Raw genomic sequence first — 15,708 nt, forward strand, 5'->3', positions numbered from 1 at the left:
CTAGCCAGATGTATAAAAATAAACGGAGCCAGAAAAATGATGGAAGCAGCTCAGCAAAGTAAAACAGATGTGACCGCATGTATTTTATGTTCAAGAAACTGCGGTTTGAGCGTAGAAATTCAAGATAACCAATTTGTCAAAATTAAAGGTAATCCTGAGCATCCATTTTCTCAAGGTTACATTTGCCAAAAAGCCGCAAGATTACAGCATTACCAGAAACATGCAGACCGTTTAACCGCACCTTTAAAACGCCAGCCAGATGGTTCATTTCAAGAAGTGAGCTGGGAGGTTGCCATACAAGAAATTGCTGATCGATTAGTTCAGATTCGCGATAATTTTGGCGGCACTGCTTTTGCCTCTGTTGGGGGCGGTGGTCAGGGTAACCACTTGGGTGCAGCCTATGGGCGACAACTCTTGTTGGCCATGAAAAGTTATTATGCTTACAACTCGCTTGCTCAAGAAAAAACGGGTGATTTCTGGCTCAATGGTCGCCTATTCGGTAGTCAGGCTTGCCATACGACAGAAGATGTTGAGTATGCCGATTACGTTCTTTTTATTGGGACAAATCCTTTTCAGGCCCATGGTATTCCGAACGCACGAGACACGCTAAAACATATTAAGAAAGATCCGAACCGAACCATGGTGGTGTTCGACCCGCGTGTTACCGAAACGGCAAAACAAGCAGACATTCACGTGCAGCTAAAACCGGGAACAGATGCTTTTTTAATGTCGGCCATGATTGCGATCATTATTAAAGAAAAGCTTTATGATGCAGCGTTTATTGAGCAGCACACACATGGGTTTGAAGACGTAAAAGCTGCATTTAACCATGTTCCGATTGAAGACTATATTGCTAAAGCTGATGTACCTGTCGATTTGATTTATCAGATTGTTCGAGATTTTGCCAAGGCAAAAAGAGGCTGTGTACGTATCGATTTAGGTATTCAACATACTTTGAATACAACATTAAATGGTTATTTAGAAAAACTTTTATACTTGCTGACAGGGAACTTTGGAAAACAGGGTACCAATAATTTGCATACCATGTTTATTCCAATTTTGACCGATACAGATGAAAGAAATCCAAAATATCGACGTAGCGTTTATCATAAAATGTTCCCGATTTCAGGGTTTTTCCCGCCTAATATTTTACCCGATGAAATCCTAAAAGCAGGGGAAAAACAAATTCGTGCGGTGTTTGTAGATAGTTGTAATCCACTATTAACTTACCCTGATACACCTGCCTATGAAAAAGCCTTTAAAGCATTAGATTTGTTGGTGGTAGTTGATGTTGCCATGACAGAAACCGCGAGACTCGCTAACTATATTTTGCCTGCTCATACTCAGTTTGAAAAATGGGAATTTACCGGTTTTAACTTGGAATTTCCTAAGAATGGTTTTCACCTGCGTCATCCCATATTGGCTGCTCAAGCAAATACTTTACCGGAAGCCGAAATTTATACACGATTACTTGAAGCCATGCAGGTGATTCCAAAACGCTTTCCAATTCTAGAAAAAATAGCTGCGGTCGACTCGAAAAAAACAGCCTACTTACCATACTTGTCGGCGCTAGGACTTACCTTGGCACGGCATAAAAAATATATCCCTTTTGCTGCTTCTATTATTTATCGAACTCTTGGCAAACGACTTGGCAATTCTGCAGATTCAGTTGCTTTTTTATTGCCGCTATCTATTCAATATGCTGTTTTACATACCAAAGCGGTACGCCGTGCAGGTTATAAAGGTAATCCGTTAACTCAAGGTGTCAAACTATTTGAGCAGATACTAAAGCAACGTTCAGGTATGGTTTTATCCCAACATGAATATGATGAAGTCTGGAAACTGGTGGCTTATAAAGATAAGAAAATACGTCTTGCAATTCCCGAGATGTTAAGTGAACTCGCAAGCTTGAAAAGCCATAACGTTAATATTGAAGAGTTTCCTTTCATCCTTTTGTCAGGTGAACGTCGTAGCTATAACGCCAACCAAATTTACCGTGACCCAGCTTGGCGAAAAGTAGATGCAGAAGGTGCACTACGTATTCATCCCGAAGATGCAAAGCACTTAAATGTAGATACAGGAGAGCAGCTTAAATGTATCTCACAGCATGGAGAAATTCAGGTAGCTATTGAGTTAGATGATGGGATGAGAAGAGGTGTTGTGTCACTGCCACATGGCTACGGTATGCGCTTTCAAAATGGAGAACCGATTGGGCCACAATTAAACTTGCTTATTTCTGCTGAACATTGTGATCCATTGTCGAAAACGCCGTACCATAAATATGTACCCATCCGTCTAGAAAAGTGTTAGAAATAGAATCAAGTAAAACATAGATTTTACCGTGCTAACTTGAGATTTATTTTTTAATTGTTCTTAAGGTAGTGCGGTGAAAAGTCTATAAAAAATTTAAATATTATGGAAAATAAGTAGAGCTGGAACAAATTTTGCTATTAAAAATCAAATCACTATTAAGATGCAATTTTTTGTATTTGATTGTTCATAATCGGTGCTCGCAAGATTTGAAATGTTCTCGATATGAGTGCAAATGATGAAACAATATCACTCTGAAAATGCGCCAAGCCTTCTACAAGATCAATATGGGCGTATCAAGCGTAAGTTACGAATTTCTGTAACTGATCGTTGTAATTTTAAGTGTGTATATTGTATGCCTGAGCATCCAGAATGGTTAAATAAACAGGACTTGCTTAGTTTTGAAGCGCTCTTTCAATTTTGTCATTTTATGGTGCAGCAAGGTATCGAGAGTATTCGCATTACGGGTGGTGAACCATTAATGCGTCAAGGCATTGTTCATTTTGTTCGTGATTTGCAGGCCTTAAAAGCATTAGGTTTAAAACGTATATCGATGACTACGAATGGTCATTACCTTGCTAAATACGCTAAACAACTAAAAGACGCTGGATTAGATGATTTAAACATTAGTTTAGATAGTCTTGATTCAATTCAATTTAAAGAGCTCACTAAGAAAAAGTTAGAACCAGTTCTTGAGGGTATTCAAGCTGCTAAAGATGCAGGACTACCTTTTAAAATTAACTGCGTATTAATGAAAGATAAAAATGATGATCAAATCTTACCCATGGTGAAGTGGTCAATCGCCAATCATATTCCGCTACGTTTTATCGAGTTTATGCCGCTTGATGGCGATGCACTTTGGTCAAATAAAGATGTGGTGAGTGAAGCTGAAATTTTACAGGCATTGCAACCGTATTATTCGGTACAAGTCATCGAGCAACAACATGAGCCAGCACGTCAATATCTAATTAACGGTAGCTACTATTTAGGAATTATTTCCACAATTACGCATTCATTTTGTCATCAGTGTGACCGCATACGAATTACAGCAAAAGGCGAACTATATAACTGTTTGTTTGCACCGCAAGGCTTAAATATTAAGCCTCAGCTTGAAGCATTGGTAAGTAAACAACATACGCCAGAATATGATATGACGGTCCAAAATTTAAATCATTTGGTTCATCCTTATATCTGGCACAAAGCCAAAGGTTTCCATGCCTTACAACATCAACAAACCCGTAAAATCAGCATGCATATGCTTGGGGGATAAATGCAACAATCTATTCAAATTAAAGTCGAAGCATTTGGTGCAATCGAAAAATTGCTACCTGAAAATCTTTCGCTAGTTTGTCCTAGCCATATTTTGGTTAAAGATGTATTAGATGAAATTGTTTCATTACATCCAGAATCTATAAAAGCCATGGAAAAATGTGCATGTGCGATTGGTGACAATGTCATCACCAGACAAGCTACCTTAAGTGAGCCATGTACTTTGGTTTTATTATCACCAGTTGCGGGAGGTTAAACCATGCGAGATTTTGCACGTATACAAGAGCAAGCTTTAAGCCTTGATACTTTTGATCCGATTCAATCTTTTCCTGAGTGTGGCGGTATCGATATTTTTATGGGTACGGTTCGTAATCACCACGAAGGTAAAGCGGTAAAGGCGCTGAAATATACATCGTATAAACCACTTGCAGAAAAAATGATACGTGAAATTGAACTAGAAATTGAGAAAAAGTATCAGGTATCTTATGTGCGAGTGGTTCATCGGATTGGATATCTAGATGTCGGTGAAACAGCCATTATTGCGATTGCGTATGCAGCCCATCGCCGTGAAGCTTTTCAAGCATGTGAGGAAGCAGTCGAACGGGTAAAACATGAAGTGCCTGTCTTTAAAGAAGAGTTCTTTACAGATGGTACAAGTCACTATGTAGAAGGCTGTTGTATTCGTAAGGATGCATCGCACGAACACAAACATCACCATGCCGGCCATGAACACTCACACTGAAATATGTAACACTAGGATAAATAATGAAAAACGTAGGAATGAAGCCGGAAAGTTATCGTGTTGCCGAAGCACAAGCGATTTTATATGCACCACCGCACTGTATTGAATTATTAAGACAAGGAAACACGGAAAAAGGTGATGCATTAAAAACAGCGCGTGTTGCAGGAATTTTGGCAGCAAAACGAACTGATGAGCTGATTCCATTATGTCATCCGCTACCGATTTATCGGGCAGATGTTGAATATGAATTAGAACATGACTTTGTAAAAATTATTACAGTCGTTGAGACCATTGGACCAACTGGCGTAGAAATGGAAGCTTTAACGGCGGCAAGTCTGGCCGGTTTAACCATTTACGACATGTTAAAGCCACATTGTGAACCAGAAGAGCTCTGGATGGATCAATGTAAACTACTGAAGAAAAAAGGTGGTAAATCACACTTCAAGCGAGTTCTTCGTCAACCTGTTTCGGCTGCGGTTATTGTATTGTCAGATACCGTAGCAGCGGGTAGAAAGCCGGATACTGCCGGAAAATCTGTGGTTGAAACGTTAACTGAAGCAGGATTTGATCCGATTCACTACCAGATTTTGCCAGATGAAGCGGATACTTTAAAAAACTTAGTGCTTGAGTTGAGCAAATCATATGCTTGCATTATGACTGTTGGTGGTACAGGAATTGGCAAGCGTGATATTACAGTTGATACGCTAGAGCCTCTTTTAGAACGTAAATTAGATGGTTTAATGGAAGCTGCTCGCTCATTTGGACAAAAACGCACGCCATATGCTGCTATGTCACGTGGAGTGGCAGGGTTTATTGATCGTTCATTAGTAGTAACTTTACCGGGAAGCCGTGGTGGAGCAAGCGAATCAATGGCTGCTATTTTACCTGCCTTAGTCCATATTTTTGATGTTTGCCGTGATTTACCGCATCCAGGAGGCTATGAATAATGTCAGGTTGTGGTGCTGAGCGTGGATTAATCAGTATAGATGAAGCGCTAGATTTAGTGATTAATAAGCCTAAAAACTTAAACTCTATTCAAAAGACTCTAACAAATAGCCTAGGTAGTTATCTTGCAAAAGAGATTTACTCTGAAATTAATCTACCAAGTTTTTCTCAAAGTGCGGTAGATGGCTATGCACTTTGTAGCCATGCAGAAGACTTAAATTATCAAAAGTTCCAAGTCACAGGTGAGATTCGTGCCGGAAGTGAGAGTCATGACATACTCGGTGAAGGTCAGGCGATTCGTATATTTACGGGCGGCAAAATTCCTGAAGGGACAACGCATGTAGCTCGACAAGAAATCGTATCGGTTATTTCGGCCCAAGAAATTTGTTTAACGGAACATATACGCCCTCAATCCGATATCCGTTTTACTGGTGAAGAAATCCAGCAGGGGCAGTTGCTTGCTCAAGTTGGACAGTTTCTAAATATTGGAAGCTTGGCTGCTTTAAGTATGGCGGGAGTGCAAGAGCTTACTGTTTATCGTAGACCAAAAGTTGCAGTACTAGTCACAGGTGATGAAGTTGCTCAAACGGTAGATGATTTAATTGATGGAAAAGTCTTTGATGCAAATGGGCCTTTATTAAAAGCTTGGTTTATAGATTATGGTTTAGATATCGAACTCATTCATGTTGCAGATGAAGCTGAACAGGTCACTCAATACTTTAACCAGTTAAAAGACAGCTATGATGTCATCATAACAACAGGCGGAGTTTCGGTCGGAGACTACGACTTTGTTCGACCTTGTGCTTTCGAAGTTGGGTTTGAACAAATCTTTTGGAAAGTTAAACAAAAACCGGGTAAACCTTTATTCTTTGCCGAATACCATAATTCACAAGCTAGCCATTCTTGCTATTTGTTAGGCTTGCCGGGCAATCCGGCTGCGGTATATGTAGCAATGCAAGTTTACGGCAAATCTTTGCTTGATGCATTGCAGGGCAATAGACAGGGATCAGAATGGTTTACTGCAATTTTAGAGCATGATTTAAAAGAAGATGCACGTGAGCGTTTTTTGCGAATGTATGCTTATTTTGATGCAGGACAACTTAGAGTAAAAAGTTTGGCTAAGCAGCAGTCTCATATGCTGAGTAACCTTATGCAAGCCAATTGTTTAGTCCGTATTCCTGCGAGTACAAAACTAGAGTCAGGTACATTATTAAAAGGAATCTTTATTTCAAATTAGCCTATAAATAAGCTGAATATGATTAATTTATGCTTATAAGTTAATCATATTTTATAAGTATTTCTATTCATGGTTATTTAAAAAATAAGCATCATAAGTACATTAAAAACTTATTTTTAAGCTGAATATTGCATATAACATATTAAGTGGTTTAGGGTATAAATAATAAGGCAAGTAGGCCAGTTCTATATTGAGGTAAGCATAAAGATGAAATGGGATGACATCGGTGATCAACCTTGTTCTGTTGCCCGTATGCTATCAGTAATTGGTGATCGATGGACGATGCTAATATTACGTAATGCTTTTATGGGAATTCGCCGTTTTGATGATTTTCAAAAATCGCTAGGTGTCACTCGTCATGTCCTATCGGATCGTTTAAAGCGTTTGGTTGAATACGAAATTTTAGTCAAAGCTCCTTATTTTGACCGTCAGGAACGCTTTGAATATCGTCTCACAGATAAAGGATTTGAGCTTTATCCAATTATATTATCTATGGCGAACTGGGCAGATAAATGGATGGATCAAGGTTTAGGTAAACCGTTGGAATATCGTCATAAAGCTTGTGGTCATAAATTTGAACCAGTCATGGTATGTTCGGTCTGCCGTGAACCTTTACATGCAAAACAAGTTCAAGTTACGGCTGGACCGGGCTATTTTGCTTATATAGAACAAAAGCAAAAACAAGCTTAAAGCATTTTCTTTAAAGACTCTTGCTGAAGTGCCTCTGTAAGAGTCTTATAAATATAATCATGGTTTGACTGGGTAATATTAAAACGAATAAATTGGCCTGCCGATTGTGCTTGGCTAAAGGCATTACCCGGAGCAAGAATTACTTCTCGATTCAGACAAAACTGAGCAATCTTCGCTGCATCTACACCTTTGGATAACCGACACCACACAAAAATTCCAGCCTTTGGTTCAATCCACGGTTCTATTCCAATCGCTTTAAGCTTTGCTATCGTTTCCTGCATGGCTTGAGATAAACGAACTTTTAACACATCTAGATGCTTACGGTATGAACCATCGGTTAAAGCTGTATGTAATATTTTGGCTGAAAGGCCATTGTGAGAAAAACTGGTAGCTATTTTTAAATCGGTAATTTGATCAATCCATTCTGGTTTAGCAATAATATACCCGCAGCGAATAGAGGCAGAGAGTGTTTTAGAGAAACTTCCAATAAAAATCACGCGTGAAAGGTTGTCTAGGGCCGCAAGTCGTGGCGCTGAAGTATGTTCAAAATCTGAAAATATATCGTCTTCAATCACAATCAAATTAGACTGCTCAATCAGTTTTAATAATTGATGAGCGATCGAAAGTGAGAGTGTTGCACCAGTGGGGTTGTGTATTCCAGAATTTGTAATGTAAAGCCGTGGATTATGGGTCTCAATCGCTTCTTTAAATGCTTCTAAATCTGGACCATTTGGTGTGTAAGGAATACCAATAACTTTAACTTGATGAACTTTAAGTAAAGCATGAAAGTTAAAGTAACAAGGGTCATCAATCAAAACAACATCATCTGGTTTAAGTAAAAAACGACAAACCAGATCAATTGCTTGGGTACCCGAATCAGTTAAAAGAACTTGGTTTAAGTTTGCTTCTATACCTTTACTTTGCGCTCGCCTAGCGAGTAAATCTCTTAATGCTGGTAGCCCTAAAGGTGACGAATAGCCCATTAAGTTATCATCTTCGTTACGCGTAGCAGATCTTAAAGCTTTACGAATACTCTCAAGTGGCATCCATTCATTTGGTAACCAACCACAACCAGGTTTAAATGCATCGGGTTTTGCTTCCAAAGACTGACGTGAAATCCATAACGGATCTATAGAACGATCTAATTTAGGGCCTAATTCACTTAAAGCCAAAGGGGCAAGCGGTCCTACGACATAAAAACCGGAGCCACTACGAGATTCAATTTTACCTACGGCAATTAACCGCTCATAAGCTTCAACAATAGTAGAAACAGAAAAACCTAAATCTTTGGATAGTTTACGTACAGAAGGTAAACGGGAGCCTGGTGTTAAAGAACGATTTTTAATTTGCTGTTCAATCTGTGAAATAACAAGCTCGATTTTTGTTTTTGACTGATTCACGTTAACCATCTCTAACTGTATTGCTTATTTATACATAACAGTTTTTTGAAATTGTACTGCTTTGTATCTGGTTTTGACACCATATCACAGCTTAAATTCTTCGTATAGTTGCGGAGAATAATATGCAAAAGTTTATGAATGGTTGGGTAAATGGTTTTATTGGGGTTGCGATTTTTGCAGGCTCATTACCAGCCACCCGTGTTGCGGTTACCAGTTTTGATCCTGGTTTTCTCACGGCGGCAAGAGCAGCCATTGCGGGTATTTTGGGTTTAATTCTTATCTTTTTGCTTAAAGAAAAAAGACCTGCTAAACAATATTGGGGGCCACTTGCTATTGTTGCTTTAGGTGTTGTGGTGGGTTTTCCCTTATTTACGGCACTTGCTTTGCAATATATGAATGCAGCACATTCAATTGTCTTTGTGAGTCTTCTACCGCTCGCTACTGCCATATTCGCAGTAGTAAGAGGGGGAGAAAAACCAAATTTATTTTTTTGGATATTTGCAATTTTAGGCAGCCTGGTTGTCTTTACCTACATGTTTTTTTTGTCGGGTGAAGCTTCTTTTGGCATCGGCGATTTATACATGCTTATTGCAATTATTCTATGTGGATTTGGCTATGCAGAAGGCGGAGTACTTTCGAAAAAAATAGGTGGTTGGCAGGTGATTTGTTGGGCGCTTATTTTAGCTTTACCGATTATGTTATTTGCTACTATTTTTTACATGCCTGTTTCTTTCCAAGATGTATCTACATCGGCGATAGCAGGGCTGGTTTATGTATCGTTATTTAGTATGCTTATCGGGTTCTTTTTCTGGTACAAAGGGCTTGCACAAGGCGGTATTGCTGCAATTAGCCAGCTACAGCTTTTACAACCTTTAATGGGACTCGCGATTGCCGCACTGTTATTACATGAACATGTAAGTTGGTCGATGTTAATGGTAACGGCAGTAACAATTCTATGTGTCGCTGCCGCTAAAAAGTTCGCATAAAAAAGTTATAAACAATTTGCTGGTTTAGGAATGCCTGCCAAACGACTGAGATGGCGCGCAACTAAACCAGTATTAAATTTTTGCTGTAAAACAGCATTATTAATATCTGGGCTGACGGTTTTCATTAAAAACTTAATCAGAGGGCGTGTTGCAGGAGAGTGCCCAAATTGCTGATAAAATTGGCGAACCGCAGCTAAAACTTCAAAATGCCAATCTGTTAATTCAAGATCGAGAGATTTGGCAAGTTCCTGTGCGACTTCGGGATTCCAAATCGTATAGTCGACTAAATGACCATCTTGATCTAATTCTAAATTCATAAAAATGAGCCTAACTATATTATTTGAAAGAAATACATCGATTAAATTGTAAAACCAGATCCGCAAACTGGTCATAATTTAATACCTTAACGTGAGCCAAGGTTTCTGCATCAATTAAATCTTTTTCATGAGACAAACAAGAAACTGAGCCAAACTGCTGACAAATGCTTATGGAAAGCTGTGCGGTTGAATCTCCCATAAAAACAATTTGATCGTCTTTATGAAAGAGCTTTTCAAGTTCTTCAATAATGCGAGGAGTATGGTAATAAGAAGCTTGCACCAGATAAAGTGTTGATTGCGTCATTAAATTTACACCTTTATCTACCAATATAAGACATGATCGAAAGATTGGATGAGTTCAGTATTTAACTGAACAAACTCTAGCTCCTGCTCAGTGTTTTGAACAAAAGGATGCTGTTTATTTTTGGTCTCAATAAGAATGGGGCTCAAGTCATAAAACTCAAAGCTATCCACCATGTTTGAAGCAATTTTAAAAGCATGCTGCAACTGGTCAAAGTTATGTTCATTTTGTAAGAGGCTAAGAGCTGCATCTTTCAATAATACTTTGACTGGCGAGCCAAAGGTTGCTAAAACCATAGTAGCGGCGAGGCTTTCATTGACTTGTAGGCTGGTTAGATTGGCTTGGGTCAAAATAACGAGTACAGTTTTCACACAATATACCTTTTAAAAGCAACAATCTAAGTTAACAAAGTAACTTAGAATTGAAGAAGACGAGAGGCTGACTGTACTGCATCAGCAAGTTCACCTAGTCCAACTAACTCAAAGTTGTCTGCTAGGTTGTGATGACTAAGTTGATGGCGACTCGCATTTTCTGCATCGGTAATACCACGTGCAAGGGCGGCGCTGACACAGACAGGAAGTCGGATCGAGAGCTTTTGCCATTCATGCGTTAAATTACGCTGGTCGTCAGGAACCCACTGAAAATCATTCGCAACCTGAACGCCATCTTGGTAAAAGAATACACGAAAGTCTTCATTTTTACTTTTGAGTGCCTGAGCAAGGCCCAGCGCATGCCAAGCATGGATTGAAGTAGGAGCAGAGGTTATTAGTAGTAATGTACTCATTGAGAATTCACTATGGTCATACGTCTAAATGGGCGTAGATACATTAAGAGAAAGGTAAGTATACAATGATTTTAGTGACAGGTGGTTTAGGCTTTATCGGTTCACACATTGCATTGAGTCTGTTGGCTCAAGGCCAAGAAGTGGTTATTGTCGATAATTTGGCTAACTCGACCTTGCAAACGCTTGAGCGGTTAGAATACATCTCTGGTATGTACGTTCCGTTTGTTAAACTTGATGTACGTAATACACCTGCATTGAATAAGGTATTTGAACAATACTCAATTGATGCAGTCATTCACACCGCTGGTTTTAAATCCATTGAAGAATCTAACTTAAAACCGCTCGAATATTATAACGATAATGTCAGTTGCATCATGAGTCTATTACGTGCGATGCAACGTACAGGAGTTCGTCATTTTATCCATTTATCTAGCTTGGCAGTCTATGGAAAATCTGATTTAGAACTGAGTGAAACACAAGATTTCAACTACGCTTATCCAAATCCATATATCAAATCTCAACAGATGATTGAAGAAATCATCCGTGATACCTATAAAATTGATCATGAATGGAAAATTGCGATCTTACGCCTATCAAATATTGTAGGTGCTTTTGAGCATGGTGTATTAGGTGAGTATGTTGCGCAGCTTCCTAAAAATATTGTACCCCTTGCATTGCAAGTAGCAGCCATGCAGCGTGATTTAATTGAATTACAAGACCAAGTGTCTACCGAAGACCATACTGTAGAGCGTAGTTTTCTACATGTCTTAGATGTATGCGAAGCTGTAAGTGCAACTCTACTATGGCTACGTGATCAAACCCATTGCTGTGAAGCATTTAATATTGCACATAACCAAGTACATTCAATTCGTCAGTTATTAGATGAAATTTCACAAGTGACCCAAGCTGAAATTCCGACACAATCGGCAATTTATAAGCATGAAGAATTGGCTCAACTTGGTGCAAATGTAGGAAAAGCAAAAACTTTATTACAATGGAATCCGAAACGAACTTTAAAGCAAATGATTGAAGATGAATGGAGATTCTATCAAAACACATTAAATGGAAGATAAGATAATGATTCTTATTTACAATAATGGAATGCTTGAGTACGATATTAAAATTAACTAGCCAAAGCAAAAATTGCTTCAGCCCGTGAGTTCTTTAACCACATAACCGAGGTTTCTATGCAAACACGAATTGAACATGACACTATGGGTGAGATTGAAGTTCCAAATGAAGCGCTATGGGGAGCACAAACCCAACGTAGCTTACAGAACTTCAAAATCGGGCAGGAGCGTTTACCCCGTGCCATGATTCGAGCGATGGGCTTGGTAAAAAAAGCAGCAGCAATAACCAATGCAGAGTTAGGACAGTTACCACAAGATTTAAGTCAATATATTGTGGGCGCTGCCGAAGAAGTGATTGCAGGAAAATGGGACTCACAGTTCCCACTCGTAGTTTGGCAAACAGGTTCTGGTACACAAAGCAACATGAACTGTAATGAAGTGATTGCCAATATTGCCAACCAAAAATTAGGTGAAGTGCTGGGTGCACAAAAACCAGTACATCCAAATGATCATGTCAATCGTGCACAATCTACCAATGACTCTTTTCCAACAGCTATTCACGTAGCAGCAAGTTTGCAAATTAATGAATTGCTGATTCCAGCTGTAGAGCAGCTTAAAGCGACTTTGCAGAAGAAGTCCGATGAATTTCAAGATATTGTTAAAATTGGCCGTACTCATCTGCAAGATGCCACACCATTAACCTTAGGCCAAGAATTTAGTGGTTATGTTTCTCAACTTGAGCACGGTCTAGTACGCCTAGAACAAGCTTTAACTGGTTTGTATGAGTTGCCATTGGGTGGCACAGCAGTAGGAACAGGTTTAAATGCTCATCCTGACTATGCTGTTAAGGCAGCAACTCAGCTTGCAGCTTTAACGGGTTTGCCATTTGTTACTGCTCCTAATAAATTTGAAGCACTTGCAGGGCGTGATGCCGCTGTTTTTGCATCAGGCGCATTAAAAACTTTAGCAGTAAGCTTAAATAAGATTGCTAATGATATTCGTTGGTTAGCAAGTGGCCCACGCTGTGGTTTTGGGGAAATTCGCATTCCTGAAAATGAACCAGGCTCAAGTATTATGCCAGGTAAAGTGAACCCAACTCAAAGTGAAGCAATGACCATGGTGGTTGCACAAGTGCTTGGTAACGATACCACTATTAATATCGCTGGTGCTTCGGGTAACTTCGAATTAAACGTATTTATGCCAGTGATTGCTTATAATTTATTGCAATCTATTCAGCTTCTTGGCGATGCATGTAATAGTTTTAATGATCACTGTGCGGTTGGAATTGAACCTAATCGCGATAAAATTGACCACTTCTTGCATAACTCTCTCATGTTAGTTACTGCATTAAATCCAGTTATTGGTTATGAAAACTCTGCAAAAGTAGCGAAAACTGCGTATAAAGAGAATAAGACTTTAAAACAAGTGGCTGTTGAGCTTGGTTTAGTAACAGCAGAACAGTTTGACGAGGTCGTTAAACCTGAAAAAATGGTTTCGCCAAATAGTAAATAAGCAGTCTATATAGCCATCAGTAGTGCCATTTTGTACTGAATGTACAGATAAACTACTGATGGCTATTATATGTACGCATTAAATCTATAGCTTTTGATATGTGCTCTAACTTATAGGTTGAGAATAAATGCTACATCAGTAGATCTTCTATATATTCCCAACCATTTACTTTCATTTCTTCAAATTTTCTTTTTAGTTCTTCTTTTGTGTATTCATGAGCATCTTTTGCTAAAAGAATATGATAAGAATTTGAGGCTGGATCTATAGTGACCTCTGTAATTTCTATCGGTTCAATCACACCATTTTCGGTCAAACCAAGATCGGTAAAGCACATTCCTTTTACTGGAATAACGCTGCATTCATATTCTTTTGAAATAAAATAGTGATTTGAATAAGTTGAATAGGTACGTGAAGCTCGAATCTTCATTGATCTCTCCTTTATTTGTAGGGAAGACATCAATAGTTTGGTGTCTTTTAACTGTTAAAACTGTTTAATTTTTATTGTTTATTTACTATGAATCTTTGTTTTTTATAATTTTTAACCTTCTATCTCAAAGTTTCTCATAGAAGCCTTCCATTAAAAGAAGGCTTCAGAATATATAAAAGCTTATTTTAAAATTTTGTAAACTTTCTCTTTGTATTCGTCGTTGGAAATGACTCCTTTATCGTATTGCTGTTTTAATGATCTATATTGTTGAATACGAATATCTCTTTTGAGACCTATATCATCATGATTTCTAATGTAGTAGAGACTTCGGTCATGATCACTCATATTCACAGTTGGATCTGGAGAGTGAGAGTATGTATTTTGTGGTTTCTCATCTTGGTATTGTTTTGCAATTTCAAAAAAATCTACTGCTTTCTTGTTCGAATCGGAACGAAAAGGATTGTGTTGTGATTCGTTAAACTTATGATTTGAATTGTTTATCTCAAGCATACTTCTATGGCGATTCGATTTTTGGTCATAAAACTCTTGTTCAGTTGGGAAGGTAATCGTTTCAGAAAATACAGAAGAAGAAAAAGTACAAATACTTAAAAATAATAAAATTAACTGTGATCTATTCATTTCTTTGGGAGCCAGATGAAATTGAGTAAATCACTGTATTGTAACATTAAATCTTAATAAGAGGCTGAGTTGTAGTATGTTTAATGATCACTCACTTTTTGAGCTATTAATTCATATCTGCGCTCTTTACAAAGTTAATTGAATTTAATTGTTCTTATATAGCTTAATCAAACTAACTTAGAGTTGAATAAGCTGTCATAATTGTTAAAATGCCCACCTTATCCTGTTTTTGTATTGTTTTTAATTTGCATTTATTTTGCGATATAGAAATTAAACACATAATAAACAGTTGCTTAGCTAAGGATTTTTGAATGCTCTCGATTTATTTAACAGATACCGAACAACATGTGCAGTTTAATGATTACCCAAGTGATCAGCCTGTTAAATTTCTGTTAAATCTTAAAAAGATTTTTCTAAGTACTGGTGATTTACTGTTACCTGTTTTACCCGAAGATAATAATCTGGAAAACGTAACTTGGGAATCAACGACAAAAGACTTTGAAATCTTCAAAAAATTATTGGCAGGTTGGGGTGTTATTGAGCTTCGTTTAAATGCAATCACAACATATAAAGATAAAAATTTTGCAAATGAGCTCATTAAACAAGCTCAAGCTAAACGTAAAAAACTAGCACAAAAAAATCATCAACTGTCTTTAGTTTCGTTGGATTATATTTTTATGCACGAAATTCATGCACTAATTGATGCTGAGTTGGTCACAATTGGTGAGAAGTTTTATTTACCAGCTTTGAGAGAGCAATGGAAAGGTCTAGTTTCTGACCAAGTGCTTGAAGGAAAGCTCTGATAAATGGCAAAAGGTGAATTTAAATAATTCACCTTTTTTATAGTTAAATCAAAAACTTTCTTATTTAATTGAATTGCTGTACAAAAGTTTACAAGAAAAGAATGCGTTTTTTTAAAAGTGGCAGATACATTGCTTATATAAATACAAAATTATTGCGGGAGAGAGGTTCTTAGGAACCCGCCGAAGGAGCAACAGGCCCGGAAACTCTCAGGCAAAAGGACTGTAATAATTAAAAAATCTGGAGAGCAGCTTAAGATTTATAAGCATGAAGAATAA

General features: G+C 38.0%; 18 protein-coding genes and 1 riboswitch. Of the genes, 11 read left to right on the forward strand and 7 right to left on the reverse strand.

The genetic code is table 11. The annotated features are described in order from the left end of the window. Positions 1-36 precede the first annotated feature (36 nt). The 7 genes from ACLCEG_RS00095 to ACLCEG_RS00125 all read left to right on the forward strand — a co-directional run bounded on the left by ACLCEG_RS00095 (position 37) and on the right by ACLCEG_RS00125 (position 7,193). Complete coding sequence (locus ACLCEG_RS00095; RefSeq protein ID WP_410564887.1) at positions 37-2,310, forward strand: molybdopterin-dependent oxidoreductase; 2,274 nt, start codon at positions 37-39, stop codon at positions 2,308-2,310. A 229-nt stretch (positions 2,311-2,539) separates the two neighbouring features. Beyond that, on the forward strand, positions 2,540-3,580 hold the full coding sequence (moaA, locus tag ACLCEG_RS00100) for a GTP 3',8-cyclase MoaA (RefSeq protein WP_410564889.1): 1,041 nt from the start codon (positions 2,540-2,542) through the stop codon (positions 3,578-3,580). Then, complete coding sequence (locus ACLCEG_RS00105; protein WP_191010035.1) at positions 3,581-3,835, forward strand: MoaD/ThiS family protein; 255 nt, start codon at positions 3,581-3,583, stop codon at positions 3,833-3,835. Between the two features lie 3 nt (positions 3,836-3,838). Then, positions 3,839-4,321 (forward strand): molybdenum cofactor biosynthesis protein MoaE, encoded by a 483-nt coding sequence (locus ACLCEG_RS00110; RefSeq protein WP_410564891.1) that lies wholly within the window; start codon positions 3,839-3,841, stop codon positions 4,319-4,321. 23 nt (positions 4,322-4,344) lie between these two features. Beyond that, positions 4,345-5,268: a bifunctional molybdenum cofactor biosynthesis protein MoaC/MoaB gene (moaCB, locus tag ACLCEG_RS00115; protein ID WP_000799986.1), complete on the forward strand. Its 924-nt coding sequence runs from the start codon at positions 4,345-4,347 to the stop codon at positions 5,266-5,268. Then, the gene (locus tag ACLCEG_RS00120; RefSeq protein WP_410564894.1) at positions 5,268-6,503 is read left to right on the forward strand and encodes a molybdopterin molybdotransferase MoeA; all 1,236 of its coding nucleotides are present in this window, start codon (positions 5,268-5,270) and stop codon (positions 6,501-6,503) included. The genes moaCB and ACLCEG_RS00120 overlap by 1 nt, the downstream gene beginning before the upstream one ends. 207 nt (positions 6,504-6,710) lie before the next feature. After that, positions 6,711-7,193: a winged helix-turn-helix transcriptional regulator gene (locus tag ACLCEG_RS00125; protein WP_100290413.1), complete on the forward strand. Its 483-nt coding sequence runs from the start codon at positions 6,711-6,713 to the stop codon at positions 7,191-7,193. Here the strand turns inward: ACLCEG_RS00125 and ACLCEG_RS00130 are convergent. Continuing rightward, complete coding sequence (locus ACLCEG_RS00130; protein ID WP_410564896.1) at positions 7,190-8,593, reverse strand: PLP-dependent aminotransferase family protein; 1,404 nt, start codon at positions 8,591-8,593, stop codon at positions 7,190-7,192. The two genes, ACLCEG_RS00125 and ACLCEG_RS00130, sit on opposite strands and share 4 nt — an antisense overlap. Before the next feature lie 122 nt (positions 8,594-8,715). Here ACLCEG_RS00130 and ACLCEG_RS00135 point away from each other — a divergent pair, with 122 nt between their 5' ends. After that, a complete protein-coding gene (locus ACLCEG_RS00135) occupies positions 8,716-9,579 on the forward strand; it encodes a DMT family transporter (RefSeq protein ID WP_019458722.1) in 864 nt (287 codons plus the stop codon). Between the two features lie 5 nt (positions 9,580-9,584). Here ACLCEG_RS00135 and ACLCEG_RS00140 read toward each other — a convergent pair whose 3' ends face one another. Genes ACLCEG_RS00140 through tusD form a run of 4 tightly spaced genes read right to left on the reverse strand, consistent with a single transcriptional unit; the run spans position 9,585 to position 10,981 of the window. Further along, on the reverse strand, positions 9,585-9,896 hold the full coding sequence (locus ACLCEG_RS00140) for a TusE/DsrC/DsvC family sulfur relay protein (RefSeq protein WP_001047539.1): 312 nt from the start codon (positions 9,894-9,896) through the stop codon (positions 9,585-9,587). A gap of 19 nt (positions 9,897-9,915) precedes the next feature. Next, entirely contained in the window at positions 9,916-10,200 is a 285-nt protein-coding gene (locus ACLCEG_RS00145; protein WP_410564898.1) for a DsrH like protein, read from the reverse strand. A gap of 17 nt (positions 10,201-10,217) precedes the next feature. Next, positions 10,218-10,568: a hypothetical protein gene (locus tag ACLCEG_RS00150; protein WP_410564901.1), complete on the reverse strand. Its 351-nt coding sequence runs from the start codon at positions 10,566-10,568 to the stop codon at positions 10,218-10,220. Between the two features lie 44 nt (positions 10,569-10,612). Continuing rightward, positions 10,613-10,981, reverse strand: a complete 369-nt coding sequence (gene tusD / locus ACLCEG_RS00155; protein WP_004701165.1) for a sulfurtransferase complex subunit TusD — start codon at positions 10,979-10,981, stop codon at positions 10,613-10,615. Positions 10,982-11,046: 65 nt separating this feature from the next. Here tusD and galE point away from each other — a divergent pair, with 65 nt between their 5' ends. Both galE and fumC read left to right on the forward strand, forming a co-directional pair. Next, positions 11,047-12,054, forward strand: a complete 1,008-nt coding sequence (gene galE, locus ACLCEG_RS00160) for a UDP-glucose 4-epimerase GalE (protein ID WP_031982816.1) — start codon at positions 11,047-11,049, stop codon at positions 12,052-12,054. Between the two features lie 114 nt (positions 12,055-12,168). After that, complete coding sequence (fumC, locus tag ACLCEG_RS00165; RefSeq protein ID WP_410564904.1) at positions 12,169-13,563, forward strand: class II fumarate hydratase; 1,395 nt, start codon at positions 12,169-12,171, stop codon at positions 13,561-13,563. Between the two features lie 130 nt (positions 13,564-13,693). On the opposite strand, the gene ACLCEG_RS00170 is transcribed toward fumC, so the two are convergent. Together ACLCEG_RS00170 and ACLCEG_RS00175 are read right to left on the reverse strand one after the other, a co-directional pair. Continuing rightward, the gene (locus tag ACLCEG_RS00170; protein WP_410564907.1) at positions 13,694-13,990 is read right to left on the reverse strand and encodes a hypothetical protein; all 297 of its coding nucleotides are present in this window, start codon (positions 13,988-13,990) and stop codon (positions 13,694-13,696) included. Between the two features lie 180 nt (positions 13,991-14,170). Next, entirely contained in the window at positions 14,171-14,629 is a 459-nt protein-coding gene (locus ACLCEG_RS00175; RefSeq protein WP_068933673.1) for a hypothetical protein, read from the reverse strand. A 311-nt stretch (positions 14,630-14,940) separates the two neighbouring features. Between ACLCEG_RS00175 and ACLCEG_RS00180 the strand changes: the two genes are divergently transcribed. Further along, complete coding sequence (locus tag ACLCEG_RS00180; protein WP_410564909.1) at positions 14,941-15,432, forward strand: hypothetical protein; 492 nt, start codon at positions 14,941-14,943, stop codon at positions 15,430-15,432. 145 nt (positions 15,433-15,577) lie between these two features. After that, positions 15,578-15,665, forward strand: a riboswitch (glycine riboswitch). The last annotated feature ends 43 nt before the right edge of the window (positions 15,666-15,708 follow it).

It is taken from the genome of Acinetobacter sp. H1(2024) (assembly GCF_046557555.1).
Classification (GTDB): Bacteria; Pseudomonadota; Gammaproteobacteria; order Pseudomonadales; family Moraxellaceae; genus Acinetobacter; species Acinetobacter seifertii.